Source organism: Enterobacter sp. WI-ESBL-E8 (assembly GCF_053364895.1).
In genome coordinates, this window is the sequence record NZ_JBRWXJ010000001.1 from 455,761 (window position 1) to 482,314 (window position 26,554).

Consider the following 26,554-nt stretch of genomic DNA (forward strand, 5'->3'; position numbering starts at 1 on the left):
GAGAGACAGATATTTTCAGCTCTGATACAGATTAACAGAATTTGCCTGGCGGCTTTAGCGCGGTGGTCCCACCTGACCCCATGCCGAACTCAGAAGTGAAACGCCGTAGCGCCGATGGTAGTGTGGGGTCTCCCCATGTGAGAGTAGGGAACTGCCAGGCATCAATTAGAAGAACCCCGTACCGTAAGGTGCGGGGTTTTTTGCTTTGCACGCCAGAAAACATGCCGGATGACGGCTTCGCCTTATCCGGCCTACAAAACCTGTAGGCCCGGTAAGCGCAGCGCCATCGGGCATGGCAGACCACACGATCCCACGGTAAAGAGAAACAAGAATACTAAAGAAGGGATTTATAAATGCAGAAAAGCAAAAACCCAGCCATAGGCTGGGTTCTTTAAATAGTGGTGCCCGGACTCGGAATCGAACCAAGGACACGGGGATTTTCAATCCCCTGCTCTACCGACTGAGCTATCCGGGCAACGGAGCGCATTAAACCGCAATCACGCCCGATCGTCAACATTATTTCGGGAAAAGCTGTTCAACTGCTTAAGTTTGCGGCAATCTGTCCGCTTTCGCCGCGAAAATGCACAAATCTTCCAGACAGTACCTGTGTGATACGGCAATGCTGAGAGTAAGAGGAGGGCGGTATGACGAATGACTGGCTTGAGCTGCGTCAGCATGCAGATACGGGTATTGAGACGATTAAAGCGCATTTCGAAGGGCATGCCTATGATCCACACTGGCATGATAGCTATCTGGTAGGGATAACCCTCTCCGGCACGCAGCAGTTTCACTGCCGCCGTGAGCGACATCGTAGCCAGCCGGGTGATGCATTTTTGCTTGAGCCCGGAGAGATCCACGACGGCGATGCGCCTGTAGAGGGCGGCTTTACCTATCTGACCTTCTACCTGGATGAGCGCTGGCTTACCCGTGCGCTACAGGGGCTGTACGAATCCACTCCCGGGCATTATTCACTCCACTTTGCCCAAACGTTGACTCGCGAGCCGCAGCTGGTGCGCGCTATCGGTGAGACATTCTCTACTCTGCATAATGATGAGATGAAAATCCTTCAGCAGAGCACAATGGACGATCTGCTCTCCCGCATCACCGCCCATTGCCACTGGCGTAAGAAGCTCCCGACTCAGTTACAAAGTGCTGCCGTGGCGCATCGTGCACGCGACTACCTTTATGCCCATATCGGCGAGAACGTGGGGCTGTCAGACCTTGCGCGCGAGACGGGCACGGATCGCTTTACCCTGACGCGCTGTTTTAAGCGCGAGTTCAACCTGGCGCCACATGCATGGCTTATTCAGCTGCGTCTGGCAAAGGCCCGACAGCTGCTGGCGCGCGGCGAGCAGCCCGTTGATGTGGCTGCGGCAGTGGGTTTTGCCGATCAAAGCCACCTGGGGCGTTGGTTTCAGCGGGCGTACCGTATCTCTCCGGCATACTACCGACGGTTGTGCACAAACCTTCCAGACGTTTCCAAAAAATAACGGCACATTCATGGCTCTAATAAAAAGGAGCCACCGTGAGTTTGATACCCTTTCTGTTGTTCGCTTTTGTCGCCTCCATTACGCCGGGACCAACCAATATTCTGGTGCTGACGAACAGCCAGCAATTTGGCGTAAAAAATACCGTACCTGCTATTCTGGGCGGGTGTATCGCGGCCAGTGCGATCGTGCTGGTATCAGGTGCGGGCGCAGGGGAAGTGCTGCGTCAGTATCCTTTGATACGCCAGATAATGAGCTGGGCGGGCGTGCTGTGGCTAAGCTGGATGAGCTGGCAGCTGTTTAGCGCCCCGGCTGCCAGTCTCTCCGCTAAAAGTCCTGTCCGATTTACTGCTCAGGCAGCGGCGCTACTGCAGATCGTGAATCCGAAAACCTGGATGATGGCGCTGGCGGTCGTCAGCCTGTTTGCCCCGGCGGGCGACCATGCCTTGCGGGATATTGCGCTAATGGCGCTATGGTTTCTGCTGATCTCGATAGCCTGTTTGATGTGCTGGGCGTGGCTGGGTAAAGCGGTGAATCGAATTTTTCGCACCACCGTGGCGATGGTGCGATTTCAGCGTCTGATGGCGCTGTGTCTGCTCGTCTCCGCCTGGGCGGGCATGCTGGCCTAGGTCAGTGCTCCGCCCATACGGCACTGGGCAAAGCGCAGAATATCTTCCGCCAGGCGGTGCGCCGTATCCACATCGGCCTGGCTACGGTTCACTAGCATGCGGCTCAGGCAGCCCTCCAGCACCAGCTCCATCTGTTTCGCTACCATTGCCGGGTCATCCACTTCAAGCCGCGTCAGCAGCTCGTGGGTGAAGTCATGCGCCGCACGTTTTTGCTGATCCGCCAACTGGTGGATAGGATGGCCTGGATCCGGAAAGTATGTGCAGGCGGCGATGAACAGACAGCCCGGGTAGCGGTTGTTGCTGACGCATTCCGTCAGGGCGGTATAGCGCGCCAGCAGCTTTTGTTCCACGGTCAGTTCTTCATTCAGCATCAGTTGCCTGCGCCAGACGTCAACCTGCTGGCTGAGGTAGCGCAGGGCATCATAAAGCAGCGCCTCTTTATCTGGCCAGAAGCGCTTAAGTTCATCCAGGGGGTAATCGATACGGTCGGCTACCATCTCAAGCGTGGTGCTGGCTATCCCTTGAATCTCAAGTAATTGCAGGGCTTGTCCCAGTACGTCTTCGCGTTGCACGGTTATCTCCTCCGCTATTCCCAACGGTTTGTTCCGTCTAAAGTGTTGTTTACAGTTGGCGATTGCGCAAATGCGCGCTGAATGCCGCTGCATCCATAAACCCGGTTACACGCTGTTCTGGCTGCTCTTCACCCCGTTCATTAAAGAACAAAATGGTGGGCAGACCGAGAACATTAAGCTGTTTCAGCAGGGCCTTATCCTGCGCATCGTTGGCGGTGACGTTCGCCTGAAGAAGCACCGTTTCTTTCAGGGCGCGTTGCACCTGCGGATCGCTAAAGGTGTATTTTTCAAACTCTTTGCAGGCGACGCACCAGTCGGCATAGAGATCGAGCATCACCGGTTTGCCTTTCGCCTCCGCCAGGGCGCTGTTGAGTTCATCCACGTTCTTAATCTGGGTGAAGTTCAGATGCGCCTGCGTCTGACCCACGGGTGAACCAAACGCCCAATCCTGCAGCGGGCGTACGCTCACCAGCGCGGCGGCGAGCAGGATAATTTGCACCAGACGCATCCACGGCCGTTTCGCTCCCAGACTGGTGATAAATGCCCAGCTGAAGAACGCTACGCCGAGCATGGCCCACAGGCGCATACCCCAGACGTCGCCGAGGATACGCTCAAGGAGGAATACCGGCAGAGCGAGGATGACAAAGCCAAACGCGGTTTTCACCGTCTCCATCCACGGGCCGCTTTTCGGCAGCAGGCGGTTGCCAAATACCGTCACCAGGATCAGCGGCAGCCCCATGCCTAGCGCATAGAGATAAAGCGTGCCGCCCCCAAGCCACATGTTGCCGCTCTGGGCGATATAGAGCAGGATGGCGCTCAGCGGGGCGGTGGTGCAAGGGGAGCAAATTAATCCGGCGATGGCCCCCATCACAAACACGCCACCTGGCGATCCACCCTGCTGGCGGTTACTCATCAGCGTTAAGCGAGTTTGCAGCGCAGACGGTAGCTGCAGGGTAAACAGGCCAAACATCGACAGCGCCAGCAGGATGAAGACAATCGACAAGCCAATAAGCACGTAAGGATGCTGAAGCGCAGCCTGGAACTGTAGCCCGGCAGCGGCAACCACAAGGCCAAGGGCAGTATAGGTCAATGCCATACCCTGGACGTAAATAAAGGCTAACAGCAGGGCGCGTGCGGTGGAAAGCCGTTGCTTACCTCCCAGCACGATGCCAGAGATGAGCGGATACATCGGCAGCACGCACGGGGTAAAGGCAATGCCAATGCCAATCAGTAAGGCCCAGAACGCTGAGAACGGAAGGTCTGTGCGGTCTTCGCTCTTCTCGCCTGAGGGGAGAGGGGAAACGGCAGCCGTCGCTTTCACTTCGCTGAGCGGAACAACCTTCGTTTCCGGCGGATAGCAGAATCCGGCATCCGCGCATCCCTGATAGGTCACCGTCAGCGTCGCGCCTTTATCCGCCTGGTTCACCGTGACGGGCACGCTTAAGCGCTGGCGGTAGATTTCACTCTTGCCGTAGAACTCGTCCTTATGCCACTCGCCTGCGGGGAGCTGTAATGCGCCCACGTTTGCCTGGGCAGGGGTAATACTCACCTGCTTGCGATAGAGGTAGTAGCCCTCTTTCACCTGCCAGGTGAGGGTAAGGTCGTGCTGGTTTTGCTGAAAATCGAAAACAAACGCCTGGTCGGCAGGGATGAAGTTCGAACGGCCGGGCGCGTCAAACAACCCGGCAAATACTGATGTGCTGCACAGCAGCAGGATCAGCGTAAGGAAGCGTTGAGCCATGAGAGATAATCGTTATCGCCATGAACCACTGGCAGAACCAGCAGCTCCGGGGTTTGGTAAGGATGATGAGATTTGAGGCAGTCCAGGAGTGCCTGCTGATTCGCCAGATTAGTTTTGAGCAACATCTGAACTTCGTACTCTTGCTCCAGCTTGCCTTCCCAGTAATAAAGAGAGGTGGCACCGGGGAGGAGCGTTACGCAGGCGGCCAGTTTTTCAGCCAGCACTTTGGCGGCGAGATCCTGGGCAGAGGCTTCATCAGGGGCGGTACACAGTACGACAACAGCATCAGGCGTGTTCACAAGTCGACCTCCTCATCACGAAAGGCTTCACTATATCACGCAAGACAACGGGTCATTAATGAAACGGGCCGCAGAGCGGCCCGATTTTAACTATTTTTACAACCCTTAACGGTTTACAGCACCACGCCGCCAATGATAAAGCCGAGGATCACGCACAGTGAAATGGCGACCACGCCCGGGATCAGGAACGCATGGTTAAACACGTATTTACCGATGCGGGTTGACCCGGTGTCATCCATCTCTACCGCTGCCAGCAGGGTTGGGTAGGTAGGCAATACGAACAGGGCAGAAACGGCAGCAAACGAGGCGATGGCGGTTAACGGCGTTACGCCCAGCATCAGTGCCGCAGGCATCAGCGCTTTGGTGGTCGCCGCCTGAGAGTAAAGCAGGGTCGCAGCGAAGAACAGCACGACCGCCAGCAGCCACGGGTAGTTGTGCAGCAGGTCGCCGGCGACGGTCTGGATGTCGCTAATGTGCGCTTTTACAAAGGTATCACCAAGCCACGCCACGCCGAGTACGCACACGCAGGCGCTCATGCCGGATTTGAAGGTGCTGGCGTTCAGCACTTCACTGGTGTCGATTTTACAGGTGATGCTAATCAGCGTCGCGATAGTCAGCATAAACACGACAATCGCTTCGTTACGCGGCAGTACCGGGTTCTGGATCAGACCTACGGTATCGCTGATCGCGGTCGCGTAGAACATGACGGCGACGATACCAATCAGGAACAGCAGCACGGAGCGTTTCGCGTGTGGCTTCAGTTCGAAGACCTGGCTGCCGCGCAGGCTCACTTCACCCTTGGCAAGGCGTTCCTGATAGACCGGATCGTCTTTCAGCTCGGCACCGAGGAAGTTACACAGCACGGCGGTAATCATCACCGCAATCAGCGTGACCGGAATACAGATCGCCAGCAGCGTCAGGTAGCTCACACCCATTGGCTCAAGGATACCGGCGAAGAACACCACTGCGGCTGAAATCGGCGAGGCGGTAATCGCAATCTGAGACGCCACCACCGCGATAGAGAGCGGACGAGACGGACGGATACCCTGTTCTTTCGCCACTTCCGTAATCACCGGTAGCGTGGAGAACGCGGTGTGACCCGTACCGGCGAGAATGGTCATAAACCAGGTCACCAGCGGGGCAAGGAAGGTAATGTATTTTGGATGGCGGCGCAGCATACGCTCCGCCAGGCTTACCAGATAGTCCATACCGCCTGCCACCTGCATGGCGGCGATAGCGGCAATAACTGCCATGATGATTTCAATAACGTCAAACGGGATTGCGCCGGGTTTAATCTGAAAGATAAGGGTAAGAACGAGCACCCCGAGACCGCCGGCAAAACCGATGCCGATACCCCCGAGTCTTGCTCCCAAATAAATCGCCAACAAGACGATGACGAGTTCTGCTCCAAACATAAGGACCTGCCTTGCTTATTAACAAGTTGATATTGAATTGTTGTATTTCGGTAACACCTAAAAAGAAAAAAGGCACGTCACAAGTGACGTGCCTTAAGAAGCCTAGCCTGAACGGTTACTGTTCGCTTTCATCGGTATATCGTTTCGCTTTATATGCCGGGTGCATCAGGTTCTGGGCCGAGAAGATATCGTCCAGCTCAGCTTCGGTCAACAGCCCGCGCTCCAGCACCACTTCACGTACGCTCTTACCGGTTTCGGCACAAATCTTACCGACGATGTCACCGTTGTGGTGACCGATGAACGGGTTGAGGTAGGTGACGATCCCGATGGAGTTATAGACATAGCCCTCACAGACTTCTTTGTTTGCTGTGATGCCGTTAATGCATTTTTCCAGCAGGTTGTAGCAGGCGTTAGTCAGGATGTGGATGGATTCAAACATGGCCTGGCCAATCACGGGCTCCATCACGTTCAGCTGCAGCTGACCAGCTTCAGAGGCCATGGTCACGGTCGTATCGTTACCGATGACTTTGAAGCAAACCTGATTCACCACTTCTGGCACCACCGGGTTCACTTTAGCCGGCATGATGGATGAACCGGCCTGCAGCTCTGGCAGGTTGATTTCATTCAGGCCAGCGCGCGGGCCGGAAGAGAGCAGGCGCAGGTCGTTACAGATTTTGGACAGTTTCACCGCCAGACGTTTCAGGGCGCTGTGTACCATGACGTAGGCACCGCAGTCTGAGGTGGCTTCAATCAGATCTTCTGCAGGCACAACCGGCAGGTTAGAGACTTCAGCCAGCTTCTGAACCGCCAGCTGCTGATAGCCGTCCGGGGTGTTCAGACGTGTACCGATGGCGGTTGCGCCCAGGTTCACTTCCAGCAGCAGCTCGGAGGTGCGCAGCAGGTTTTTGGTTTCTTCGTTCAGCAGCACGTTAAACGCGTGGAACTCCTGGCCGAGGGTCATCGGCACCGCGTCCTGCAGCTGGGTACGGCCCATTTTCAGGATATCCTGGAACTCAACCGCTTTACGCTGGAAGCCATCGCCCAGCTGGTTGATCGCGTCCACCAGCTTCACTACGGAGGCATACACCGCGATACGGAAACCGGTAGGGTAGGCGTCGTTGGTGGACTGGCATTTGTTCACGTGGTCGTTCGGGTTCAGGTACTGGTATTCACCTTTCTGATGACCCATCAGCTCCAGGCCGATGTTTGCCAGTACTTCGTTGGTATTCATGTTGACGGAGGTACCCGCGCCGCCCTGATAGACGTCAACCGGGAACTGATCCATGCATTTGCCGTTGTTCAGCACTTCATCGCAGGCTGCGATAATCGCATTTGCCGCGCTTTTAGGAATGGTTTGCAGCTCTTTGTTGGCCAGTGCTGCGGCTTTCTTCACCATCACCATGCCACGGACAAACTCAGGGATGTCGCTGATTTTGCTGTTGCTGATGTAGAAGTTTTCAATCGCTCTCAGAGTGTGGACACCGTAGTAGGCATCCGCTGGAACTTCCCTGGTACCCAACAAGTCTTCTTCGATACGAATGTTGTTTAACATGTGAACCTTCTTTTCAAGCTGCCGATGGATTGTACTAAACACACAGTATTTATGTGGTTTTGAATATTTTCTGGCCGACGATTATTCCCTCAATCAGCCAGATGCCCGAGATCATATGCTGATGATAGCGAATTGCCGTAAGCTGGATCACTTATTATCGACCCGATTCCATGATAATTATTAATCTGTGAAATGAGTCACCGCTTTAATATTTCCAAAAAAAATATCCGTGCAAACTGATTGAATTTTCGCTAACCGTCACCATCTCATACAAACGCGCGTCGCGAACACATTCAGACAGGGGCCCGAGGGCACCTGCCACACAGGAGATGCCAGTGCGCTGGATACCGTTTATTGCTTTCTTTCTCTATGTTTACATCGAGATTTCCATTTTCATCCAGGTTGCCCACGTGCTGGGCGTCCTGCTGACGCTGATTCTGGTGATTTTCACCTCCGTCATCGGCATGTCGCTGGTGCGTAATCAGGGTTTCAAAAATTTCCTGATAATGCAGCAGAAGATGGCTGCTGGCGAAAGTCCGGCAGCAGAGATGATCAAAAGCGTCTCGCTGATCATTGCGGGGCTGCTGCTGATTTTGCCGGGCTTCTTCACCGACTTCCTCGGCCTTCTGCTTCTTCTGCCGCCGGTGCAAAAACACCTGACCATGAAGCTGCTGCCGCATCTGCGCTTTAGCCGTATGCCGGGCGGTGGTTTTAGTACCGGGCCAGGCGATACGTTTGAAGGGGAGTATCAGCGTAAGGATGAGCAGCACGACCGGTTAGATCATAAAGACGATCGGTGATGTTGTTGCCCGGTGGCGCTTCGCTTACCGGGCCTACGGATTCTGCTGTTTCGGTAAAAACAGCCACAACCCTGTCAGCATGACAATAGCGTACAGACTCTTCCATCCCACCATTGCCAGCAACAGCAGGCAAAGCACGCCCCCAACGACCGCCAGAGCTTTATAGCGACCTTTCAGCAGGCGGCAGCCCGCGAGCATACACAGCAGATAGATCATAATGAAAATGCCGTTGGCGTAGACGATCAGCGCATCCAGATTGATATCCAGCGCGTAGATACACAGCGAACTCAGGACGCAACAGCCCAGTACGGCATTCAGGGCATTCAAGGGGAGCTGACGTTTAGACAGGCGCGCAAGGCGGCTCTCAGGCCTATAGCGCGCCTGAGACCACGCCAGACGGGCAAAGCTCTGGATATAAATATTCAGACTGGCAAAGCAGGCCAGATAGCCGATGACGCAGGCGATCCATAGCGCTTTCACTCCAAACAGCTGCACCACAATGCCGGGGAGCGAAGCGGCGGCAGCTTTATCCGCGCCGAAGGCGTCAAAATGTAACACCAGCACGGTACAAGCCCAGTAAACCGTACCTGCCAGCAGCAGGCCAATCATCAGCGCGCGCGGGAAATCGCGTTCAGGCTGCTTAAATTCCGACGCCAGATGAGCAAAGGCTTCCAGGCCCACAAAACACCAGAACATGACGGAGAGGGCGGCGAAAAGCTGTGAATGGTCGACGTCGGTCACCGCCGGGAAGGGAATGTCTTTCAGCGCGATATCGCCCGCCCACCAGATGACGGCAATCAGGGCAACAATCATTACCGCAACCAGCGTTTGCAGATTCGCGCTCGAGCTGGCACCGCGAGAGCCTACCCACCAGACGATAGCCAGCGTACCCAGTTCGGCCAGCAGCAGCTGCTCGTCATGCCAGCCAAACAGCGCCTGACCAAAGCCGGTCGCAATATGCAGCGCCGCAGGGAGACCAACCGGAATAACGGAGAGAAACAGCCAGCCGGTCACACGCTCCATTCGCGGGCCAAAGGCCAGCCCGACAAAATGCGCCACGCCGCCCGCGCTGGGGAAATGCCGTCCCAGGATGGCAAACACAATGGCTATCGGGAAAACCAGCACAATCAGCACCGGCCACGCCCACAGGCTGTTATTTCCTGCCACCAGCGCCGCCAGTGCGGGTACGGCAAACACGCCCGTCCCTAACAAGGAAGTGGAGAGCAGGCCAACGCCTTGCGCCAGCCCCAACTCCTGCTTGAGTCCACTCATTGACATCGCCCTGCCACTACCAAAAGAGAGGCGATGGTAACACTTTCGCAAATTTTTTTTTCAACTCCCCCTTGAAGGGGTAAAAAGCTATCCCCATCTCTCAGGGCACTAGTCGGAAAACCGCTTGCGGGCCGGCGTCATCCATAACTGATAATGACTTTCTCAAAGGAGAGCTATCAATGAGTATTCGTCCGTTACATGATCGTGTGATCGTCAAACGTAAAGAAGTTGAAACCAAGTCTGCTGGCGGCATCGTTCTGACCGGTTCTGCAGCAGCCAAATCAACGCGTGGCGAAATCATCGCTGTCGGTAAGGGCCGCATCCTGGAAAACGGAACTGTGCAGCCACTGGACGTTAAAGTTGGTGACATCGTAATTTTCAACGATGGCTACGGCGTGAAATCCGAGAAGATCGACAATGAAGAAGTGTTGATCATGTCCGAGAGCGACATTCTGGCAATTGTTGAAGCGTAATTTACGCACGAGAATTTGAGGAAATAAGAACATGGCAGCTAAAGACGTAAAATTCGGTAACGACGCTCGTGTAAAAATGCTCCGCGGCGTAAACGTACTGGCAGATGCAGTTAAAGTGACCCTGGGCCCGAAAGGCCGTAACGTAGTGCTGGATAAATCCTTCGGCGCGCCAACCATCACCAAAGATGGTGTTTCTGTAGCACGTGAAATCGAGCTGGAAGACAAGTTCGAAAACATGGGTGCGCAGATGGTGAAAGAAGTTGCCTCTAAAGCGAACGACGCTGCAGGCGACGGTACCACCACCGCGACCGTACTGGCGCAGGCGATCATCACCGAAGGTCTGAAAGCCGTTGCTGCGGGCATGAACCCAATGGATCTGAAACGTGGTATCGACAAAGCTGTCACTGCCGCTGTTGAAGAACTGAAAGCGCTGTCCGTACCGTGCTCTGACTCTAAAGCGATTGCTCAGGTTGGTACTATCTCCGCTAACTCCGACGAAACCGTAGGTAAACTGATCGCGGAAGCGATGGACAAAGTCGGTAAAGAAGGCGTGATCACCGTTGAAGACGGTACCGGTCTGGAAGACGAACTGGACGTAGTTGAAGGTATGCAGTTCGACCGCGGTTACCTGTCCCCATACTTCATCAACAAGCCAGAAACTGGCGCTGTTGAGCTGGAAAGCCCGTTCATCCTGCTGGCTGACAAGAAAATCTCCAACATCCGCGAAATGCTGCCAGTTCTGGAAGCCGTTGCAAAAGCAGGCAAACCGCTGGTTATCATCGCTGAAGACGTTGAAGGCGAAGCGCTGGCAACGCTGGTGGTTAACACCATGCGCGGCATCGTGAAAGTGGCTGCGGTTAAAGCACCTGGCTTCGGCGATCGCCGTAAAGCAATGCTGCAGGATATCGCTACCCTGACTGGCGGTACCGTCATCTCTGAAGAGATCGGTATGGAGCTGGAAAAAGCGACCCTGGAAGACCTGGGCCAGGCGAAACGCGTTGTGATCAACAAAGACACCACCACCATCATCGATGGCGTGGGTGAAGAAGCCGCTATTCAGGGCCGCGTTGGTCAGATCCGTAAGCAGATCGAAGAAGCAACTTCTGATTACGACCGTGAAAAACTGCAGGAGCGCGTAGCGAAACTGGCAGGCGGCGTTGCGGTAATCAAAGTCGGTGCTGCGACTGAAGTTGAAATGAAAGAGAAAAAAGCACGCGTTGACGATGCCCTGCACGCGACCCGTGCTGCGGTAGAAGAAGGCGTGGTTGCTGGTGGTGGTGTTGCGCTGGTGCGTGTTGCCGCTAAGCTGGCTGGCCTGACCGCGCAGAACGAAGATCAGAACGTGGGTATCAAAGTTGCGCTGCGCGCAATGGAAGCACCTCTGCGTCAGATCGTATCCAACGCCGGTGAAGAGCCATCTGTTGTGACCAACAACGTGAAAGCGGGCGAAGGTAACTACGGTTACAACGCGGCAACGGAAGAATACGGCAACATGATCGACTTCGGTATCCTGGACCCAACTAAAGTAACCCGTTCTGCTCTGCAGTACGCGGCATCTGTAGCGGGCCTGATGATCACTACCGAGTGCATGGTAACCGACCTGCCTAAAGGCGACGCGCCTGACTTAGGTGCTGCTGGCATGGGCGGCATGGGTGGTATGGGCGGCATGATGTAATCGTGCGCTTTACCGCTTAGAATGTGAAAAACCCCCGGGCAGAAATGCTCGGGGGTTTTTCTTTTGGTCATCTTTTAGGTATAAGATTTACACACGGACAACTACTGTCCAGCTTATTGAAAACGAGGAATAACATGCGCGTAAAAGTCTGTGCAGGGATCGTAGGAGCAGCATTGCTGCTGGCGGGTTGTAGCTCCAGCAATGAGCTGTCGGCAGCGGGCCAGGGTGTTCGCTTTGTGGAAGATAAGCCGGGCAGCGAATGCCAGCTGTTAGGCACGGCCTCCGGTGAGCAAAGTAACTGGATGTCGGGTCAGCATGGCGAAGAAGGTGGCTCTATGCGCGGTGCGGCGAATGCCCTGCGTAACCAGGCTGCGGCAATGGGCGGTAACGTAATTTACGGCGTGAGCAGCCCAACGCAGGGGATGCTGTCCAGCTTCGTGCCGACGGCCAGCCAGATGAACGGCCAGGTCTATAAGTGCCCGAACTGAGTTAATTTGCTGATGGCGCTGCGCCCGGACCCCGTAGGGCAGGTAAGCGTAGCGCCACCTGCCTTCTAGCACTGCCGCAGCTGCAAATCCAGCGGCGTCTTGCTCGGCTCACCGCCAATCTCACGTGCCAGCTTCGGCACCATATAGCCTGAAACCAGCGTTAGCAGTTCGCGCACGATCTGCCGGGCTTCTTCATCCGTCACCATGAAATGGGCCGCGCCCTGAACGCGATCCAGCACGTGCAGGTAATAGGGCATCACGCCCGCATCAAATAGCGCATTGCTCAGGTCAGCCAGCACGCGGGCGCTATCGTTTACGCCACGCAGCAGCACGCTCTGGTTCAGCAGCGTCACGCCCGCTTTACGCAAACGCGCCATTGCCGCGCGAAAATCATCGCCAATTTCGTTCGCATGGTTAATGTGGTTCACCAGCAGCACCTGCAGTCGAGACTGCTCCAGGCGCGACACCAGGCCGTCAGTGATACGCGCCGGAATAACAATCGGCAAACGGCTATGAATGCGCAGACGCTTAATGTGCGGGATGGCTTCAAGCTGAGTCAGCAGCCAGTCCAGCTCGTGATCTTTCGCCATCAGCGGGTCGCCGCCGGAAAAAATAATCTCATCCAGCTCCGGATGGGCGACGATATAGTCCAGCGCGACCTGCCAGTTGCGTTTATTCCCCTGGTTTTCGGCATACGGGAAGTGCCGACGGAAGCAATAACGACAATTTACCGCACAGCCGCCTTTTACCAGCAGCAGGGCTCGGTTGAGATACTTGTGCAGTAAACCCGGCACCACGCTGTTCTGCTCTTCAAGAGGATCGGTGCTATATCCCGGCGCAGTAATGAACTCATCCTGCGAAGTAAGCGTTTGTTTTAATAAAGGATCGTCAGGATTTCCTTTCTCCATTCTGGCAACAAACGCGCGGGGAACACGCAGGGCAAAGAGGCGCTTCGCCTCCCGGCCTGCAAGCAACTCTGGGTGCTGATCGAGGTCTAAAAGACGCAGCAATTCATCAGGACTGGTGATTACATCGGCAAGTTGCGATAACCAATCTTCTCTGGACGGGGTGTTTAGGGTTACAATATGCGCCATTTTGTGGCTTAGCTACCAGTTAACAAATTTAGAGGGCCTTATGGCAACGTACTATAGCAACGATTTTCGTGCTGGTCTTAAAATCATGATGGACGGCGAACCGTACGCGGTTGAAGCCAGCGAATTCGTTAAACCAGGTAAAGGCCAGGCATTCGCACGCGTTAAGCTGCGCCGCCTGCTGACCGGTACCCGTGTTGAGAAAACCTTCAAGTCTACCGACTCCGCTGAAGGCGCTGATGTTGTTGATATGAACCTGACCTATCTGTACAACGACGGCGAGTTCTATCACTTCATGAACAACTCTACTTTCGAACAGCTGTCTGCTGATGAGAAAGCGGTAGGTGATAGCGCTAAATGGCTGCTGGATCAGGCCGAGTGCATCGTGACCCTGTGGAACGGTCAGCCTATCGCTGTGACCCCACCAAACTTCGTAGAGCTGGAAATCGTTGAAACCGATCCAGGTCTGAAAGGTGACACCGCAGGTACTGGCGGTAAGCCTGCCAAACTGTCTACCGGCGCAGTGGTTAAAGTTCCACTGTTCGTGCAGACTGGCGAAGTGATCAAAGTGGATACCCGCTCCGGCGAATACGTATCACGCGTGAAGTAATAGTCAGGGCGCAGCGCCCGCTGCGCCTGATTTTTGCAGGCAGGGATGATGAAACGTACCGTTAAAATTCTGCTTCTGTTAGCGCTCTCCAGCGCAATGCTTTCCGGGTGTAACACCGCGCGCGGCGTGGGTGAAGATATCCAGGATCTCGGCCATATCATTTCTCACGCTGCCAGCTAACACCGTCTAATTTTCCTAAAAATGCTTCCTTTTCCGTCAAACGACGGGATCTTGTCTATTCTTAAGTTGCTATACACAAAACAACTTTGGCTATAAAAGGAAGATATTATGGTTAAGAAAACAATTGCAGCGATCTTTTCTGTCCTCGTACTTTCCACAGTGTTGACTGCATGTAATACCACCCGCGGCGTAGGGGAAGATATCTCCGACGGTGGTAATGCTATTTCTGGTGCAGCAACGAAAGCCCAGAACTAAAAGTATGGACGGTACGGCACTACACTTTCACCGTACCGTCAATTCTCGACTTCCTGCAGGGATAAAAACGGGGAGAAACGCGTATCCATATGCAGTTTCATGCGGATATTGCGCTTATAGGTATAGACCGTTTTTCCATTGATACTCAGGTGAGCAGCAATCTTCTGATTGCTCGCGCCATCCATCCACAATGTCAGTACTTTCTCTTCCTGTCGGGTCAGCAACGGGGCGGCCACCGTTGGCCTGTCGGCGCCTGCGCGCGAGAGTAAAGCGTCGTTGATCGCCGTGGCCACTTCTTCAAGAGTGGCGTTTTTCAGTAACGACGACCAAACCGGGAACTGCCCGAGCCAGTCCGTCATGCCGCTGTCCTCTCCCGACTGCAGTAAAATAAACGGCAATCGTTCACTGGCGTTAAGCAAGGAAGAGAGCTGCTGAAAATGGTGGATATCCTGCCTGAAGCCGTACAGGTCAGCGATAACCAGCGTGGGTTTCCATTGCAGAATATGCTCTCTGGCAAGGAACAGATTATTCAGCCCGGTCACAACGTAGTGTCCCGGGAACAAACCGGAATGATTGAGCCATGCTTCAAATCCCGTGCGGGTGAAGTGACAACGGTCAATCAAAAGAATTTTGAACATATTTTATTCGCAGTCGGCTGGTGGTTTGGCTTCCTGCCATCAGAAAGCACATCATCATAGAGAAGTCGGATGAGTGCTAAATGCCGGAACTACGCGCCATACTTAGGCTATTTCTTGCCTTAACGTGTTCAGCAGAAAGGGATTGAAAAAAAATCGCACGTTAACCACAATATAGGGCGTAATCTCTGCCTTACGGGACGACCCGTAAGCATTTCTTTCACCGGGGACGGCCCCAACTTGTATTAAGTTAAGGAGCCTGAAATGTCCTGGATCGTTCTTTTTATTGCCGGCCTGCTCGAAGTCGTTTGGGCGATTGGTCTCAAATACACCCACGGCTTTACCCGCCTGACCCCCAGCGTCATTACCGTCACCGCGATGATAGTGAGTATTGTTCTGTTGTCATGGGCGATGCGATCTCTGCCTGTCGGAACGGCTTATGCCGTCTGGACGGGCATTGGTGCGGTGGGGGCTGCCATCACGGGCATTCTGCTGCTGGGAGAGTCCGCGAGTCTGGCGCGTATCGCCAGCCTCGCGCTGATTGTGGCCGGAATCATTGGGCTGAAGCTCAGCACCCACTAATGGGGTTGTTCTACCCAGATGAGTTTTGACACATCAAACCCTTGCCGGGTCGCGACGTCCAGCATCTGCTGTTTCATTTCTGACGAAATAGTTGGCGTGCGGGAGAGTATCCACAGGTAGTCGCGATCCGGTCCGCAGACCAGCGCGTGACGGTACTCTCTGTCGAGTGCGATCACGTTGTAGCCGCCATAAAACGGGCCAAAGAAAGAGACTTTGAGCGCGGCCCGTCGCGGGTCGCCGGTGAAGTAGGCCTTCCCAACCGACTGTTGCCACATCTCTCTGTCGGGATTATATCCCCGGTTGATCACCTGAATACCGCCATCATCCATCGGGCTGTAATGTGCAGTGACCTTCTCTAAGCCCTGCTCAAACCGGTGGTCGAGGCGCGCGATTTCATACCATGTTCCGAGGAAGCGTTGTGCATCGAAAGGCGTGACGACGGTAACGCCAGGTGGTGGAGTAGGGGAACTGCAGGCAACCACTAAAAACGCGGCTGTCACCGCGGCGATAACAGGCAGAATGCGCATAGGAGTTTCCTTACTGTTTTTTGTTAAGTGTAGATGACGGCAAGGAAAAAGTGGGGAACGTGCGGTGTGTTTCGCCGGGGGGGCACATCGTGGATTTTGTAGGCCGGGTAAGGCGAAGCTGCCACCCGGCAATGTTTACTACAGCGCGCTCAAAATACGGTATGCCGCCTCAACTCGCGCCGGGTTCGGATAGCTTTTATTCGCGAGCATCACAATACCGATCTGCTTTTCAGGAATAAATGCTACGTAGTTGCCAAACCCGCCAGTAGAGCCTGTTTTGTGGACCCAGGACGCATTGACCGGGGGAACCGGTGGATTCACCTCTGCCACGGGCAACGGCGCCAGCGCCACCTTATTGTCGCTGCCCCCGACCACGGTTTTGGCATCGACCGGCCAGTTAAGCATTTCCCAGCCTAACCCTTGATACATGGCACCCACGCGCCAGTAGCGAGACTGCGCCAGGGCAATGCCTTGCTTGAGCGAGGTATCCTGAAGGGAGTCGGGGGCCATGTTGACCATCACCCAGCTCGCCATATCCTTCACGTTGGTTTTGACGCCATAGGCTTCAGCGTCCAGCATCCCCGGCGACACGCGTACTGCGTTACCGTCACGGTATCCCCAGGCGTAATGTGCGTCTTCCGCTTTCGGAACGTTTATCCATGTATGGTCTAGCTTGAGCGGCTTAAAGACCCGCTTCGTCATGGCCTCTTCAAAGCTCATGCCGGAGGGTTTAACCGCGAGGGCGCCAAAAAGACCGATGCTGGAATTCGCATAAAGACGCGTGGTGCCCGGCTGCCACTGCGGCTGCCAGCGTTGATAAAAGCGCAGCAGAGAGGCGTTATCAGTGACCTCATCCGGTACCTGCAGCGGCAGACCGCCTGCGGTATAGGTTGCCAGGTCCAGCATGCGAATTCCCTGCCACTGCTTGCCCGTCAGCTCAGGCCAGTACTTTGTCACCGGATCGCCCAGCGATATCTCACCGCGAGCAATAGCATCCCCACCCAGCACGCCGGTGAAGGTTTTACTTATAGAGCCCAGCTCGAACAAGGTTTGCGGGGTGACGGGTTTGCCCGCCGCGACATCAGCCTTACCGAAGGTAAAGTAGTGCGGCTGGCCCTGATAAATTACCGCCACCGCCATACCCGGGATGGCCTGCGCTTTCATCAGCGGCGTAACGGTACGTTCCACCACCTCAGCCAGCTGTTTTTCTGACATTGAAGCAGCAAATACTGAGCAGGAGGCGCTGAGCAGCAGGGCGCAGCAAAGGGATTTTTTCATCATCAGTTATCTTCCGTAATAGCGGTTCAAGGGAGTGTCCGGGCCCGTCAGACAGCAGTAGTCTGTGGGATTTGACTGTGGCTGACAAACGGTTAAATTTAGCATTAGCTGTTAATTTTTCTAACGGATAGACCATGACGCGAAGCTATCTCCCGCTTAATTCGCTTCGAGCCTTTGAAGCCGCCGCAAGGCATCTCAGCTTTACGCATGCGGCCATTGAGCTGAACGTGACCCACTCTGCCATTAGCCAGCATGTTAAAACGCTGGAGCAGCACCTTAACTGTCAGCTCTTCGTGCGCGTTTCGCGCGGGTTGATGTTGACCACCGAGGGTGAAAATTTACTGCCGGTGCTGAACGACTCGTTCGACCGTATTGCCGGAATGCTGGATCGCTTTGCCAGCCATCGCGCTCAGGAGAAGCTAAAAATAGGTGTGGTGGGCACTTTCGCAACGGGGATGTTATTTTCGCAGCTGGATGATTTTCGCCGCTGCTATCCACATATTGATCTTCAGCTTTCCACCCATAACAATCGCGTCGACCCGGCTGCCGAAGGGCTTGATTACACCATTCGCTACGGCGGCGGTGCGTGGCATGGAACCGATGCTGAATTTCTTTGCCCTGCGCCGCTGGCTCCGCTCTGTAGACCCGACATTGCCTCCTGTCTAAACAGCCCGGCAGATATCCTGAAGTTTACCCTGCTGCGCTCCTATCGACGCGACGAGTGGACCGCGTGGATGCAGGCCGCGGGTGAACATCCACCCTCGCCGACGCACCGGGTGATGGTATTTGATTCGTCCGTAACCATGCTGGAAGCCGCCCAGGCAGGCGTAGGGATTGCCATCGCGCCCGTGGATATGTTTACCCACCTGCTCAGCAGCGAGCGCATCGTGCAGCCGTTTGCAACGCAGATTGACCTCGGCAGCTACTGGCTGACAAGACTGCAGTCGCGGACAGAAACGCCTGCAATGCGCGAGTTTGCACAGTGGCTGGTGGGAAAGATGCAGAAATAAAAGGCCCGCCGGATGGCGGGCCAGAGGCGTCAGATAGTGACTACGGCAATCAGCGTGACCACGGTCAGGATGGTCGCCAGACCGTAGAATACCCATTTACCGCTCGGTACATGGATTTTCAGGTCATGCATCGCATGGTGAATACGGTGCAGGCCACACCACAGCGGCAGGACGATCATCAGGAAGATGAACACGCGACCAATAAAGCTGCTCGCGAATGCCAGTACGCGTTCGTAGCTCAGCGCATCGCCCGGGAACAGCCCCAGCGGCAGCATAATGCCGACCAGCAGGATGATGACGGGAGCGATGATGGCGCTCCACATGCCGCCTGCGCCAAACAGACCCCAGAAGACCGGCTCGTCGGAACGTTTTGGATTTGGATTGATCACAGGTGTCTCCTTACCAGAACAGTGCGACAAACAGAATGACCACGGTGACAATAGCCGTCACCACCCAGAGTCCTTTAATGACCGGCTCTGGCCCCATTTTCTCGCCTTTTACAATGATGTTCGCCGCTTTTGGCGCCAGTTCAAACCAGGTTTTGGTATGAAGCAGCGCGGCCGCGAGCACGATCAGGTTCAGAACAATAACGATCGGGTTTTGCAGGAAGCCAACAAAACTCGCCCAGGTTTCCGGACCGTGCTTGAGGGCAAAGACACCGTACATCAGCTCAAGGCTGAACCAGACCGCCGGTACCGCCGTGCCTTCACGCAGCATGTAGAAGCGATAAAACGGCAGGTTTTTCCACCAGGTGGACGGCACTGGCCGCACATAGGCTTTGCGTTTAGTCGTCATCATGCACTCCTTAGCGTGGTTTCAGGGTAGCGATAAGAAAGTCTTTCGAACTTTCCACTTTACCCTGCTGAATGGCGGCGGCCGGGTCGACGTGCTTCGGACAGACTTCGGAGCAGTAACCCACAAATGTACAGCTCCAGACACCGTTCTGGCTGTTAAGCTGCGCCATGCGTTCTTTTTTACCGTGGTCGCGGCTGTCTTCGTTATAGCGGTGCGCCAGGGTAATGGCGGCCGGGCCGATGAACTCCGGGTTCAGGCCAAACTGTGGACAGGCGGCGTAGCAAAGGCCGCAGTTGATGCAGCCAGAGAACTGATGGTATTTCGCCATCTGGGCCGGGGTCTGGGTGTTGGGCCCCTGGTCCGGCGTGCGCGGGTTGCCGATAATGTACGGCTTAATGGCTTCCAGGCTTTCGATAAAGTGGGTCATATCAACCACCAGATCGCGTTCAATCGGGAAGTTGCCCAGCGCTTCAACCTTGATGCCTTTGGTGTACTCGCGCAGGAAGGTCTTACAGGCCAGCTTCGGCACTTTGTTAACCATCATGCCGCAGGAGCCGCAGATCGCCATGCGGCAGGACCAGCGGTAGCTCAGGTCCGGCGCCAGGTTGTCTTTGATATAGCCGAGCGCATCCAGCAGGGAGGTTTGCTCGTCATAAGGCACTTCATAGAAAGCGCTATGCGGTGCGGTGTCCACCTCCGGGTTGTAGCGCACCACTTCAATTTTCAGTTTTTGCATCTCAGCCATTCGCCTTCTCCTTCTTCTCGGCGGCTTCTGCTTCTGCACCGTACACGCGTTTCGCCGGTGGTAGCGTGGTGATTTTCACGTCGCTGTAGTCCAGACGCGTGGTGCCATCCGCATCGCGCCAGGCGAGAGTGTGTTTCAGGAAATTGACGTCGTCACGTTCGGTGCAGCCTTCGTCAAGACGCTGGTGGGCCCCGCGCGACTCTTTACGCGCCAGCGCGGAGTGCGCCATACATTCCGCCACGTTCAGGCCGTGACCCAGCTCGATGGTATAGAGCAGGTCGGTGTTGAAGACGCTGGAGGTATCGGTGATGCGTACGCGTTTGAAGCGCTCCTGCAGCTCCGCCAGCTTATCGACGGTTTTCTGCATCAGCTCAGGGGTACGGTAGATACCGCAGCCTTCTTCCATCGACAGGCCCATCTCGTCGCGGATCTTAGACCAGTTCTCGTTACCTTCCTGGTTCACCAGATCTTTCAGGCGTTTTTCAACGTCTGCGACCTGCGCATCCAGTGCGGCACCGTTGGCTTCGCCTGCTGTAGCCGCACGCTCCATCGCGCGCTCGCCCGCCATGCGGCCAAAGACGACCAGCTCAGCCAGTGAGTTAGACCCGAGACGGTTGGCGCCGTGCAGACCCACGGATGAACACTCGCCTACGGCAAAGAGACCTTTGATGCGGGTTTCACACTGCTGGTCGGTTTCGATCCCGCCCATGGTGTAGTGCGCCGTTGGGCGTACCGGAATCGGCTCTTTCACCGGGTCGACGCCGACGTAAGCTTTTGCCAGCTCGCAGATAAACGGCAGGCGTTCCAGCAGTTTCTTCTCGCCGAGGTGGCGCAGGTCAAGATAGACCACGTCGCCGCGCGGCGTGGAGATGGTGTTGCCTTTGCGCCACTCGTGCCAGAAGGCCTGAGACACTTTGTCTCGCGGGCCGAGCTCCATGTATTTGTTCTTCGGCTCGCCGAGCGGCGTTTCCGGACCCATACCGTAATCCTGCAGATAGCGGTAGCCGTTTTTGTTGACCAGAATACCGCCTTCACCGCGGCAGCCTTCCGTCATCAGAATGCCGGAACCCGGCAGGCCGGTTGGGTGATACTGCACAAACTCCATATCGCGCAGCGGTACGCCGTGGCTGAGCGCCATGCCCATGCCGTCACCGGTGACGATGCCGCCGTTGGTGTTATAACGATAAACGCGACCCGCACCGCCCGTTGCCATGACCACCGCATTGGCGCGGATCTGGACGAGCGTACCTTCCATCATGTTCATCGCCACCAGGCCGCGCGCATGCCCGTCATCAACCAGAATGTCGAGGACGAAATGCTCATCAAAGCGCTGAATTTGTGGGAACTGAAGGGAGGTCTGGAAGAGGGTGTGCAGCATGTGGAAGCCGGTCTTATCGGCGGCGAACCAGGTACGTTCGATCTTCATTCCGCCGAAGCGGCGAACGTTGACGCTGCCGTCAGGGCGGCGACTCCACGGACAACCCCACTGCTCAAGCTGGGTCATTTCGGTTGGACAATGGTGCACAAAGTAGTCAACGACATCCTGTTCGCAAAGCCAGTCGCCCCCTGCAACCGTGTCGTGGAAATGGTATTCAAAGCTGTCATGATCCTGCGCAACGGCGGCGGACCCTCCTTCTGCTGCCACCGTGTGGCTGCGCATTGGGTAGACTTTTGAAATCAATGCGATTTTAGCGTTGGGATTAGCCTGCGCTGCAGCAATCGCAGCACGTAATCCAGCCCCGCCAGCGCCTATTACGGCAAGATCGGCCTGAAAAGTTTGCACGACATTCCTCCAGATTTTTGTTATTTCGCAACGCGACAAACTAAAGGTAGTTCACCCGTCCAAAAGGACGATTGCGAAAGCGTTTCCACTGCTCCTTTATGGGTAAAACAGTATAACCGTGTAGATGGCAGGGAAATTTGACGTGTTCGATTTTTTTGCTGTTCTGTCCGGCGATTTATCATGAGGATTGATGAATTACGTCACGTAATTGCTTACCTAAATGAAATGCGCTTTTTTACTGCGCAAAATTTGTCTCCGCCACTGCTAACGAGTAGACTTCGTGCCCTTGTATGAAATCGGAGAACAACTCATGAGCGAAACGGCCACCTGGCAGCCGAGCGCATCCATCCCAAATCTGTTAAAACGCGCAGCAATTATGGCGGAGATCCGCCGTTTCTTTGCCGACCGCGGAGTCCTGGAGGTGGAAACGCCGTGCATGAGTCAGGCAACGGTAACGGATATTCATCTGGTCCCGTTTGAAACCCGTTTTGTTGGCCCTGGCCACTCTCAGGGTATGAATTTGTATCTGATGACCAGCCCGGAATATCACATGAAACGCCTGCTGGCGGCGGGATGTGGCCCGGTGTATCAGCTGTGCCGCAGCTTCCGCAATGAAGAGATGGGCCGTCACCACAATCCGGAATTCACCATGCTGGAGTGGTACCGCCCGCATTATGATATGTACCGTCTGATGAATGAGGTGGACGATCTGCTGCAGCAGGTCCTGGAGTGCCCGGAAGCGGAAACGCTCTCCTATCAGCAGGTTTTCCAGCGCTATCTTGAAATCGATCCGTTATCTGCGGACAAGCCTCAGCTGCGCGAAGTGGCGGCAAAGCTGGATCTGAGCAACGTGGCGGATACCGAAGAAGATCGCGACACGCTGCTGCAGCTGCTGTTCACCTTTGGCGTTGAACCGCAGATTGGCAAAGACCGTCCGACGTTTGTCTATCACTTCCCGGCAAGCCAGGCCTCACTGGCGCAGATCAGCACTGAAGACCACCGCGTGGCAGAGCGTTTTGAGGTCTATTACAAAGGCATTGAGCTGGCGAATGGCTTCCACGAACTGACTGACGCCCGCGAGCAGCAGCAACGTTTCGAGCAGGATAACCGCAAGCGCGCTTCGCGCGGCCTTCCGCAGCAGCCTATTGATACCAACCTGCTTGAAGCCTTAAAAGCGGGTCTGCCGGATTGCTCCGGCGTAGCGCTGGGTGTGGATCGTCTGGTAATGCTGGCCCTGGGCGCAGAACAGCTGGGCGATGTGATTGCGTTTACCGTCGATCGCGCCTGACGGCAGTTAACCCTCTCCCGTGGGAGAGGGTTGCCCCGCTTATCTTACAGACTTCCCGCCGGGCGCGTACGCGCCGCTGACGTCAACGTTCTTCCCGTTTTACGCCCGTCCAGGCTTTCCAGACGCATCTGGAACGGTGGGAACGGCATATCGATACCGTGCTCGCGGAAGCCCGCCAGAATCAGCTGGTGGATCTCATGACGCAGCGGCATACGGTGCCCCATTTCGGCGGCGTAAATACGCAGTTCGAAAATCTGGATCCCCTGCTGCAAATCGACCAGGAACACTTCCGGTGCCGGGTTATCGATCACCAGCGAGCAGCGTTCTGCGGCGGTGTAGAGGATCTGGGTAACCTCTTCGCTGTTGGCGTCCGACGGCGCTGGTACCGTCAGCACCACGCGGGTAACGGAGTCGGACAGCGACCAGTTGATGAACTGCTCGGTAATAAACGCCTTGTTCGGCACGATGATCTCTTTGCGATCCCAGTCGCTGATCGTTGTCGCGCGGGTGTTGATCTTCGTGATGCTGCCGGTCAGATCGCGGATCGTTACGGTATCGCCAATACGGATCGGTTTTTCGAACAGAATGATCAGGCCCGAGATGAAGTTGGCGAAAATCTCCTGTAAGCCAAAACCTAGCCCGACACCGAGTGCCGCCACCAGCCACTGCAGTTTCGACCACTCAATACCGATCATCGAGAAGCCAACCAGCCCGCCGAACAGCATGATCAGGTATTTGGTAATGGTCGTAATCGCATATCCCGTCCCCGGAGTTAAATCCAGATGCTGCAGCAGCGCCAGCTCCAGCAGCGCCGGGAAGTTGCGCACCAGTTGCGTGGTGATGATCAACACCAGAATAGCAATCAGCACCGCCCCTAAGGTAATCGGCTCCAGGCTTTCAACCCCCTGCACCGTGGACGTCACGTCCCACAGTGAGATGTTCTCCAGGAAGCCAAATGCGGAATGGATCTCCGACCACAGGAAGATGACCGACAGGAGGGCAATCAGCATCAGGATGGAGCGAACCAGACGCAGGGACTGGGTACTGATGGCATCCAGATCCAGTTCGACCTCGTCCGCTTCCGTCGTGCCTTCCGTACTGTTGACATGGTTTGGCTCTTCCTCACCCCGCGCACGCTGGGCGAGGATCTCTGCCCGGCGATGCTTGGCACGGTCAAACGCCAGGCGGCGCCGCTGAATCAACATCCAGCGGCGGATCACGTGGTACACCACCAGAAGCAGGAACCAGATTGCCACTGAGGTTTCCAGTCGCGCCAGCAGCGCCTGCGCGGTTGCCAGGTAACCCACCGCGGCTGCCAGCATCGCAATCAACGGCGCGCTAAGCAGCAGGTTCCAGAGTAGCCGGTTGAACATGTTGTCGCCGCTACCGGATTTATCAAGATAAAGAGGTATACCGGCGCGCTTCAGGCTGAGCGTCACGATGGCCAGCGCCCCGCAAATCAGCATAAAGCAGAGGCGGCCCAGCGAGCCTGAGAACTCCCGGTCGTTGAGATTATCGAACATGATCAACGCCATAATCAGCGGCACAATCAGTCCGATGCTCATCAGGTAGTAACGCATGGCGCGCGCAACGCGGTTACGCGGCCAGCCAAAGTGGGCGATAAACAGGCCATTGGGCCGCGCGAACGTAGCGCAGATCATCACCACCCACAGCAGGGGAACCGTGGCGGTGACGCCATCGCCAATCGCTACCGCGAGCGGATAGGGCCAGGCTTCCCGCAGGCCATAGCCCAGCGTCATCCACAGCACGGGCAGCGGGGAGGCAACAAGAATCGACCAGAATACGGTACGCAACGTCAGCCAGAAGTGATCCTGGGTGACTTTCCCCACCCGGGAGCTGGAGCGTTCCAGGAAACGGGTGAAATGTCTGCGCGAGTAAATGCTACAGCCCACCAGAATCAATGCTCCCAGCAGTGGGAAAATGGTCTCTTTGCTGGTGAGCATCATCACGCTGGCCTGTCCCAGCTGGCTGACGGTGTCCAGCGAAATCAGGCGGCGCAGGTCCTGGACAATATCAATCGGCCACGAGAAGGTCATCGGACGCACGTCGGACGTCCAGAAGAGATAACGGTGCGTTGCCTCGTTCACCTCTTTCAGCGCATCTTCCAGCTGGCTGTTAGAAACCTTCAGCTTGGTCAGCTCCAGAATCAACGTATCTCCGCCCTGCAGCAGAGAGTTCAGCAGTTCACGCTGGGTGCGCAGCTGGGCTTCCAGAATGCGGTTTTGCTCGCTGGTCAGGGACTGTCCATCAGCCTGACGGATCTGGCGGATTTGCGGCTGTTTATTGAGAAGGTCTTCAAAGTGCAGGCGCTGAACGCGCAGCTGGGCCATCTCGGTATCGAGCTGTTGCGGCTTCGGCATTTCCGGCAGACGGGCGACCTGCGCGCGTAACGCCTCACCCAGCAGATTTGATGACCCCAGCCACTGGGACTGTTCGCGCAGGGTATTGAGCGCCTGACGAACCTGAAGGGTTTGGTTGGTGGCCTGACGCTGCTGCGAGGCAACCAGATCCATACGCTGCGCCTGCTGATTCAGGGCGGCAGAAAGCTCGCGGTTGACCTTAAACTGTTGAACGATGCCGGCAGGCAGGTTATCGCTGTTTTCCGCCAGCAGTTCGGTACTTTCCAGGGCGCGCTCCGCTTCACGCTGGCGCTGGCTGTTGAGCTGGTTGCGCAGGGCCTGAAGATACGCGTCCAGCTGCTCGCTCTGCTTTTGCGCGAGTTCAGAGCGCATCCGCGACAGCTCCTGACGGTTATTGGCGGAGAGCTGCGCCAGCTCCAGCTCATCGACAAGGGCCTTCAGGCGAGCAGATTCTGCCTGCAGGCCCAGATTTTGTGCCTGAGCCTGTGGCGTATTGCCGCTTTGCGTGCCAACGCGACGCTCAACTTCATTAAGCTGGCGGCGGGCGTCGGTTTGCTGTTGCGGAAGCTGGCTGAGGGAGTCGGCAATTTCACGCGCTCGCTCCTGCTCCTGCTGGGCAAGTCGGCTCTTTTCCAGAAGCTGGCTGCTGACCTGCAGGATCTCCTGGTTCAGGGCGTCGGAGGTCATGCCCGCGGGCACGTCGCGCGGTTCATCTCGCAAATTATTGAGCTGCGCGCGCAGCGTCTGCGAGAGTTTGGGGAAGTTGTCGATAACCTGCTGATATTGCTGAGCGCGCTCAAGAGAGCCTTTGCGCTCTTCAAGCGCGTTCAGCGCGGACTGGAGTGACTCAACGGTCTCAGGCTGAGCGGGTTTTGCCGCTTTTGCCTGCTCCAGCTCCTGAGTTATCTGTTTGGCGTCGGGGGCTGTCGCTGCGTACGCCCCCATGCTGAGGCACCAGGCCATCAGTAGAACGATAATCGGGCGCACGTCA

27 protein-coding genes, 1 tRNA gene and 1 rRNA gene are annotated in these 26,554 nt (G+C 55.8%); 13 read left to right on the plus strand and 16 right to left on the minus strand.

The features are described 5' to 3' along the window. The first annotated feature begins 44 nt into the window (after positions 1 to 44). Positions 45 to 160: ribosomal RNA gene (gene rrf, locus ACWHWP_RS02165) — 5S ribosomal RNA — on the plus strand. A gap of 239 nt (positions 161 to 399) precedes the next feature. Here rrf and ACWHWP_RS02170 read toward each other — a convergent pair. Next, a tRNA-Phe gene (locus tag ACWHWP_RS02170) sits at positions 400 to 475 on the minus strand. Positions 476 to 644: 169 nt separating this feature from the next. Here ACWHWP_RS02170 and ACWHWP_RS02175 point away from each other — a divergent pair. Beyond that, on the plus strand, positions 645 to 1,490 hold the full coding sequence (locus ACWHWP_RS02175; RefSeq protein ID WP_447854979.1) for an AraC family ligand binding domain-containing protein: 846 nt from the start codon (positions 645 to 647) through the stop codon (positions 1,488 to 1,490). A 35-nt stretch (positions 1,491 to 1,525) separates the two neighbouring features. After that, entirely contained in the window at positions 1,526 to 2,116 is a 591-nt protein-coding gene (locus ACWHWP_RS02180) for a LysE family translocator (protein ID WP_447854980.1), read from the plus strand. Here ACWHWP_RS02180 and ACWHWP_RS02185 read toward each other — a convergent pair. From ACWHWP_RS02185 to aspA, 5 genes are all read right to left on the minus strand, one after another. Continuing rightward, the gene (locus tag ACWHWP_RS02185; RefSeq protein WP_047346098.1) at positions 2,113 to 2,688 is read right to left on the minus strand and encodes a transcriptional regulator; all 576 of its coding nucleotides are present in this window, start codon (positions 2,686 to 2,688) and stop codon (positions 2,113 to 2,115) included. The genes ACWHWP_RS02180 and ACWHWP_RS02185 overlap by 4 nt on opposite strands. 49 nt (positions 2,689 to 2,737) lie before the next feature. Beyond that, positions 2,738 to 4,429 (minus strand): protein-disulfide reductase DsbD, encoded by a 1,692-nt coding sequence (locus tag ACWHWP_RS02190; RefSeq protein WP_447854981.1) that lies wholly within the window; start codon positions 4,427 to 4,429, stop codon positions 2,738 to 2,740. Next, positions 4,405 to 4,728 carry a divalent cation tolerance protein CutA gene (cutA, locus tag ACWHWP_RS02195; protein WP_014168278.1) on the minus strand — a complete coding sequence of 108 codons (324 nt, stop codon included), beginning with the start codon at positions 4,726 to 4,728 and terminating at the stop codon, positions 4,405 to 4,407. The genes ACWHWP_RS02190 and cutA overlap by 25 nt, the downstream gene beginning before the upstream one ends. Before the next feature lie 113 nt (positions 4,729 to 4,841). Next, positions 4,842 to 6,143, minus strand: coding sequence for an anaerobic C4-dicarboxylate transporter (locus tag ACWHWP_RS02200; RefSeq protein ID WP_024907357.1), 1,302 nt, complete (start codon positions 6,141 to 6,143; stop codon positions 4,842 to 4,844). A 115-nt stretch (positions 6,144 to 6,258) separates the two neighbouring features. Further along, entirely contained in the window at positions 6,259 to 7,695 is a 1,437-nt protein-coding gene (gene aspA, locus ACWHWP_RS02205) for an aspartate ammonia-lyase (RefSeq protein WP_003855923.1), read from the minus strand. Between the two features lie 335 nt (positions 7,696 to 8,030). On the opposite strand from aspA, the gene ACWHWP_RS02210 reads away from it, so the two are divergent. Beyond that, on the plus strand, positions 8,031 to 8,495 hold the full coding sequence (locus tag ACWHWP_RS02210) for an FxsA family protein (RefSeq protein WP_025758222.1): 465 nt from the start codon (positions 8,031 to 8,033) through the stop codon (positions 8,493 to 8,495). A 33-nt stretch (positions 8,496 to 8,528) separates the two neighbouring features. On the opposite strand, the gene yjeH is transcribed toward ACWHWP_RS02210, so the two are convergent. Next, entirely contained in the window at positions 8,529 to 9,767 is a 1,239-nt protein-coding gene (gene yjeH / locus ACWHWP_RS02215) for an L-methionine/branched-chain amino acid transporter (protein ID WP_447854983.1), read from the minus strand. Positions 9,768 to 9,946: 179 nt separating this feature from the next. Here yjeH and ACWHWP_RS02220 point away from each other — a divergent pair, with 179 nt between their 5' ends. From ACWHWP_RS02220 to ACWHWP_RS02230, 3 genes are all read left to right on the plus strand, one after another. Continuing rightward, complete coding sequence (locus tag ACWHWP_RS02220) at positions 9,947 to 10,240, plus strand: co-chaperone GroES (RefSeq protein WP_003855929.1); 294 nt, start codon at positions 9,947 to 9,949, stop codon at positions 10,238 to 10,240. Positions 10,241 to 10,271: 31 nt separating this feature from the next. Beyond that, positions 10,272 to 11,915, plus strand: coding sequence for a chaperonin GroEL (gene groL, locus ACWHWP_RS02225; RefSeq protein ID WP_029742112.1), 1,644 nt, complete (start codon positions 10,272 to 10,274; stop codon positions 11,913 to 11,915). Between the two features lie 134 nt (positions 11,916 to 12,049). Continuing rightward, positions 12,050 to 12,403, plus strand: a complete 354-nt coding sequence (locus ACWHWP_RS02230; protein ID WP_047346101.1) for a DUF4156 domain-containing protein — start codon at positions 12,050 to 12,052, stop codon at positions 12,401 to 12,403. 65 nt (positions 12,404 to 12,468) lie between these two features. Here ACWHWP_RS02230 and epmB read toward each other — a convergent pair whose 3' ends face one another. Further along, positions 12,469 to 13,497: an EF-P beta-lysylation protein EpmB gene (gene epmB / locus ACWHWP_RS02235; protein ID WP_059311844.1), complete on the minus strand. Its 1,029-nt coding sequence runs from the start codon at positions 13,495 to 13,497 to the stop codon at positions 12,469 to 12,471. A gap of 40 nt (positions 13,498 to 13,537) precedes the next feature. On the opposite strand from epmB, the gene efp reads away from it, so the two are divergent. The 3 genes from efp to ecnB all read left to right on the plus strand — a co-directional run bounded on the left by efp (position 13,538) and on the right by ecnB (position 14,539). Further along, entirely contained in the window at positions 13,538 to 14,104 is a 567-nt protein-coding gene (gene efp / locus ACWHWP_RS02240; RefSeq protein WP_010427766.1) for an elongation factor P, read from the plus strand. A 48-nt stretch (positions 14,105 to 14,152) separates the two neighbouring features. After that, the gene (locus ACWHWP_RS02245) at positions 14,153 to 14,284 is read left to right on the plus strand and encodes an entericidin A/B family lipoprotein (RefSeq protein ID WP_047346103.1); all 132 of its coding nucleotides are present in this window, start codon (positions 14,153 to 14,155) and stop codon (positions 14,282 to 14,284) included. 108 nt (positions 14,285 to 14,392) lie between these two features. Next, on the plus strand, positions 14,393 to 14,539 hold the full coding sequence (gene ecnB / locus ACWHWP_RS02250; protein WP_047346104.1) for a lipoprotein toxin entericidin B: 147 nt from the start codon (positions 14,393 to 14,395) through the stop codon (positions 14,537 to 14,539). 38 nt (positions 14,540 to 14,577) lie between these two features. Here the strand turns inward: ecnB and ACWHWP_RS02255 are convergent, their stop codons facing one another. Beyond that, complete coding sequence (locus ACWHWP_RS02255) at positions 14,578 to 15,177, minus strand: helix-turn-helix transcriptional regulator (protein ID WP_447854984.1); 600 nt, start codon at positions 15,175 to 15,177, stop codon at positions 14,578 to 14,580. A 261-nt stretch (positions 15,178 to 15,438) separates the two neighbouring features. Between ACWHWP_RS02255 and sugE the strand changes: the two genes are divergently transcribed. Next, positions 15,439 to 15,756, plus strand: a complete 318-nt coding sequence (gene sugE / locus ACWHWP_RS02260) for a quaternary ammonium compound efflux SMR transporter SugE (protein ID WP_047346106.1) — start codon at positions 15,439 to 15,441, stop codon at positions 15,754 to 15,756. Here sugE and ACWHWP_RS02265 read toward each other — a convergent pair. Together ACWHWP_RS02265 and blaACT are read right to left on the minus strand one after the other, a co-directional pair. Next, on the minus strand, positions 15,753 to 16,283 hold the full coding sequence (locus tag ACWHWP_RS02265; protein ID WP_059311846.1) for a lipocalin family protein: 531 nt from the start codon (positions 16,281 to 16,283) through the stop codon (positions 15,753 to 15,755). The two genes, sugE and ACWHWP_RS02265, sit on opposite strands and share 4 nt — an antisense overlap. Positions 16,284 to 16,421: 138 nt before the next feature. Continuing rightward, positions 16,422 to 17,564 (minus strand): ACT family cephalosporin-hydrolyzing class C beta-lactamase, encoded by a 1,143-nt coding sequence (gene blaACT / locus ACWHWP_RS02270; RefSeq protein WP_447854985.1) that lies wholly within the window; start codon positions 17,562 to 17,564, stop codon positions 16,422 to 16,424. Positions 17,565 to 17,695: 131 nt separating this feature from the next. Here blaACT and ampR point away from each other — a divergent pair, with 131 nt between their 5' ends. Further along, on the plus strand, positions 17,696 to 18,571 hold the full coding sequence (gene ampR / locus ACWHWP_RS02275) for a LysR family transcriptional regulator AmpR (RefSeq protein ID WP_059311848.1): 876 nt from the start codon (positions 17,696 to 17,698) through the stop codon (positions 18,569 to 18,571). A 29-nt stretch (positions 18,572 to 18,600) separates the two neighbouring features. Here the strand turns inward: ampR and frdD are convergent, their stop codons facing one another. Genes frdD through frdA form a run of 4 tightly spaced genes read right to left on the minus strand, consistent with a single transcriptional unit; the run spans position 18,601 to position 21,894 of the window. Further along, positions 18,601 to 18,960 (minus strand): fumarate reductase subunit FrdD, encoded by a 360-nt coding sequence (gene frdD / locus ACWHWP_RS02280; protein WP_000609653.1) that lies wholly within the window; start codon positions 18,958 to 18,960, stop codon positions 18,601 to 18,603. A gap of 10 nt (positions 18,961 to 18,970) precedes the next feature. Then, a complete protein-coding gene (gene frdC / locus ACWHWP_RS02285; RefSeq protein WP_063430441.1) occupies positions 18,971 to 19,366 on the minus strand; it encodes a fumarate reductase subunit FrdC in 396 nt (131 codons plus the stop codon). A gap of 10 nt (positions 19,367 to 19,376) precedes the next feature. Beyond that, on the minus strand, positions 19,377 to 20,111 hold the full coding sequence (gene frdB, locus ACWHWP_RS02290) for a fumarate reductase iron-sulfur protein (protein WP_447854986.1): 735 nt from the start codon (positions 20,109 to 20,111) through the stop codon (positions 19,377 to 19,379). After that, positions 20,104 to 21,894, minus strand: coding sequence for a fumarate reductase (quinol) flavoprotein subunit (gene frdA, locus ACWHWP_RS02295; protein ID WP_045909546.1), 1,791 nt, complete (start codon positions 21,892 to 21,894; stop codon positions 20,104 to 20,106). Before frdA ends, frdB begins: the two co-directional genes overlap by 8 nt. 310 nt (positions 21,895 to 22,204) lie before the next feature. Between frdA and epmA the strand changes: the two genes are divergently transcribed. Then, positions 22,205 to 23,182, plus strand: coding sequence for an elongation factor P--(R)-beta-lysine ligase (epmA, locus tag ACWHWP_RS02300; RefSeq protein ID WP_447854987.1), 978 nt, complete (start codon positions 22,205 to 22,207; stop codon positions 23,180 to 23,182). Between the two features lie 44 nt (positions 23,183 to 23,226). On the opposite strand, the gene mscM is transcribed toward epmA, so the two are convergent. Continuing rightward, positions 23,227 to 26,550, minus strand: a complete 3,324-nt coding sequence (gene mscM, locus ACWHWP_RS02305) for a miniconductance mechanosensitive channel MscM (RefSeq protein WP_059311851.1) — start codon at positions 26,548 to 26,550, stop codon at positions 23,227 to 23,229. Between the last annotated feature and the right edge of the window lie 4 nt (positions 26,551 to 26,554).

Excerpts from the sequence above, each read along its gene's own strand:
- frdB (WP_447854986.1), bottom strand. The coding sequence starts at position 20,111 with ATGGCTGAGATGCAAAAACTGAAAATTGAAGTGGTGCGCTACAACCCG.
- ACWHWP_RS02220 (WP_003855929.1), top strand. The coding sequence starts at position 9,947 with ATGAGTATTCGTCCGTTACATGATCGTGTGATCGTCAAACGTAAAGAA.
- yjeH (WP_447854983.1), bottom strand. The coding sequence starts at position 9,767 with ATGAGTGGACTCAAGCAGGAGTTGGGGCTGGCGCAAGGCGTTGGCCTG.
- ACWHWP_RS02200 (WP_024907357.1), bottom strand. The coding sequence starts at position 6,143 with ATGTTTGGAGCAGAACTCGTCATCGTCTTGTTGGCGATTTATTTGGGA.
- ACWHWP_RS02245 (WP_047346103.1), top strand. The coding sequence starts at position 14,153 with ATGAAACGTACCGTTAAAATTCTGCTTCTGTTAGCGCTCTCCAGCGCA.
- blaACT (WP_447854985.1), bottom strand. The coding sequence starts at position 17,564 with ATGATGAAAAAATCCCTTTGCTGCGCCCTGCTGCTCAGCGCCTCCTGC.
- ACWHWP_RS02265 (WP_059311846.1), bottom strand. The coding sequence starts at position 16,283 with ATGCGCATTCTGCCTGTTATCGCCGCGGTGACAGCCGCGTTTTTAGTG.
- groL (WP_029742112.1), top strand. The coding sequence starts at position 10,272 with ATGGCAGCTAAAGACGTAAAATTCGGTAACGACGCTCGTGTAAAAATG.
- epmA (WP_447854987.1), top strand. The coding sequence starts at position 22,205 with ATGAGCGAAACGGCCACCTGGCAGCCGAGCGCATCCATCCCAAATCTG.
- sugE (WP_047346106.1), top strand. The coding sequence starts at position 15,439 with ATGTCCTGGATCGTTCTTTTTATTGCCGGCCTGCTCGAAGTCGTTTGG.
- ACWHWP_RS02190 (WP_447854981.1), bottom strand. The coding sequence starts at position 4,429 with ATGGCTCAACGCTTCCTTACGCTGATCCTGCTGCTGTGCAGCACATCA.
- aspA (WP_003855923.1), bottom strand. The coding sequence starts at position 7,695 with ATGTTAAACAACATTCGTATCGAAGAAGACTTGTTGGGTACCAGGGAA.
- ampR (WP_059311848.1), top strand. The coding sequence starts at position 17,696 with ATGACGCGAAGCTATCTCCCGCTTAATTCGCTTCGAGCCTTTGAAGCC.
- ACWHWP_RS02255 (WP_447854984.1), bottom strand. The coding sequence starts at position 15,177 with ATGTTCAAAATTCTTTTGATTGACCGTTGTCACTTCACCCGCACGGGA.
- ACWHWP_RS02230 (WP_047346101.1), top strand. The coding sequence starts at position 12,050 with ATGCGCGTAAAAGTCTGTGCAGGGATCGTAGGAGCAGCATTGCTGCTG.
- efp (WP_010427766.1), top strand. The coding sequence starts at position 13,538 with ATGGCAACGTACTATAGCAACGATTTTCGTGCTGGTCTTAAAATCATG.
- epmB (WP_059311844.1), bottom strand. The coding sequence starts at position 13,497 with ATGGCGCATATTGTAACCCTAAACACCCCGTCCAGAGAAGATTGGTTA.
- ACWHWP_RS02175 (WP_447854979.1), top strand. The coding sequence starts at position 645 with ATGACGAATGACTGGCTTGAGCTGCGTCAGCATGCAGATACGGGTATT.
- frdC (WP_063430441.1), bottom strand. The coding sequence starts at position 19,366 with ATGACGACTAAACGCAAAGCCTATGTGCGGCCAGTGCCGTCCACCTGG.
- ecnB (WP_047346104.1), top strand. The coding sequence starts at position 14,393 with ATGGTTAAGAAAACAATTGCAGCGATCTTTTCTGTCCTCGTACTTTCC.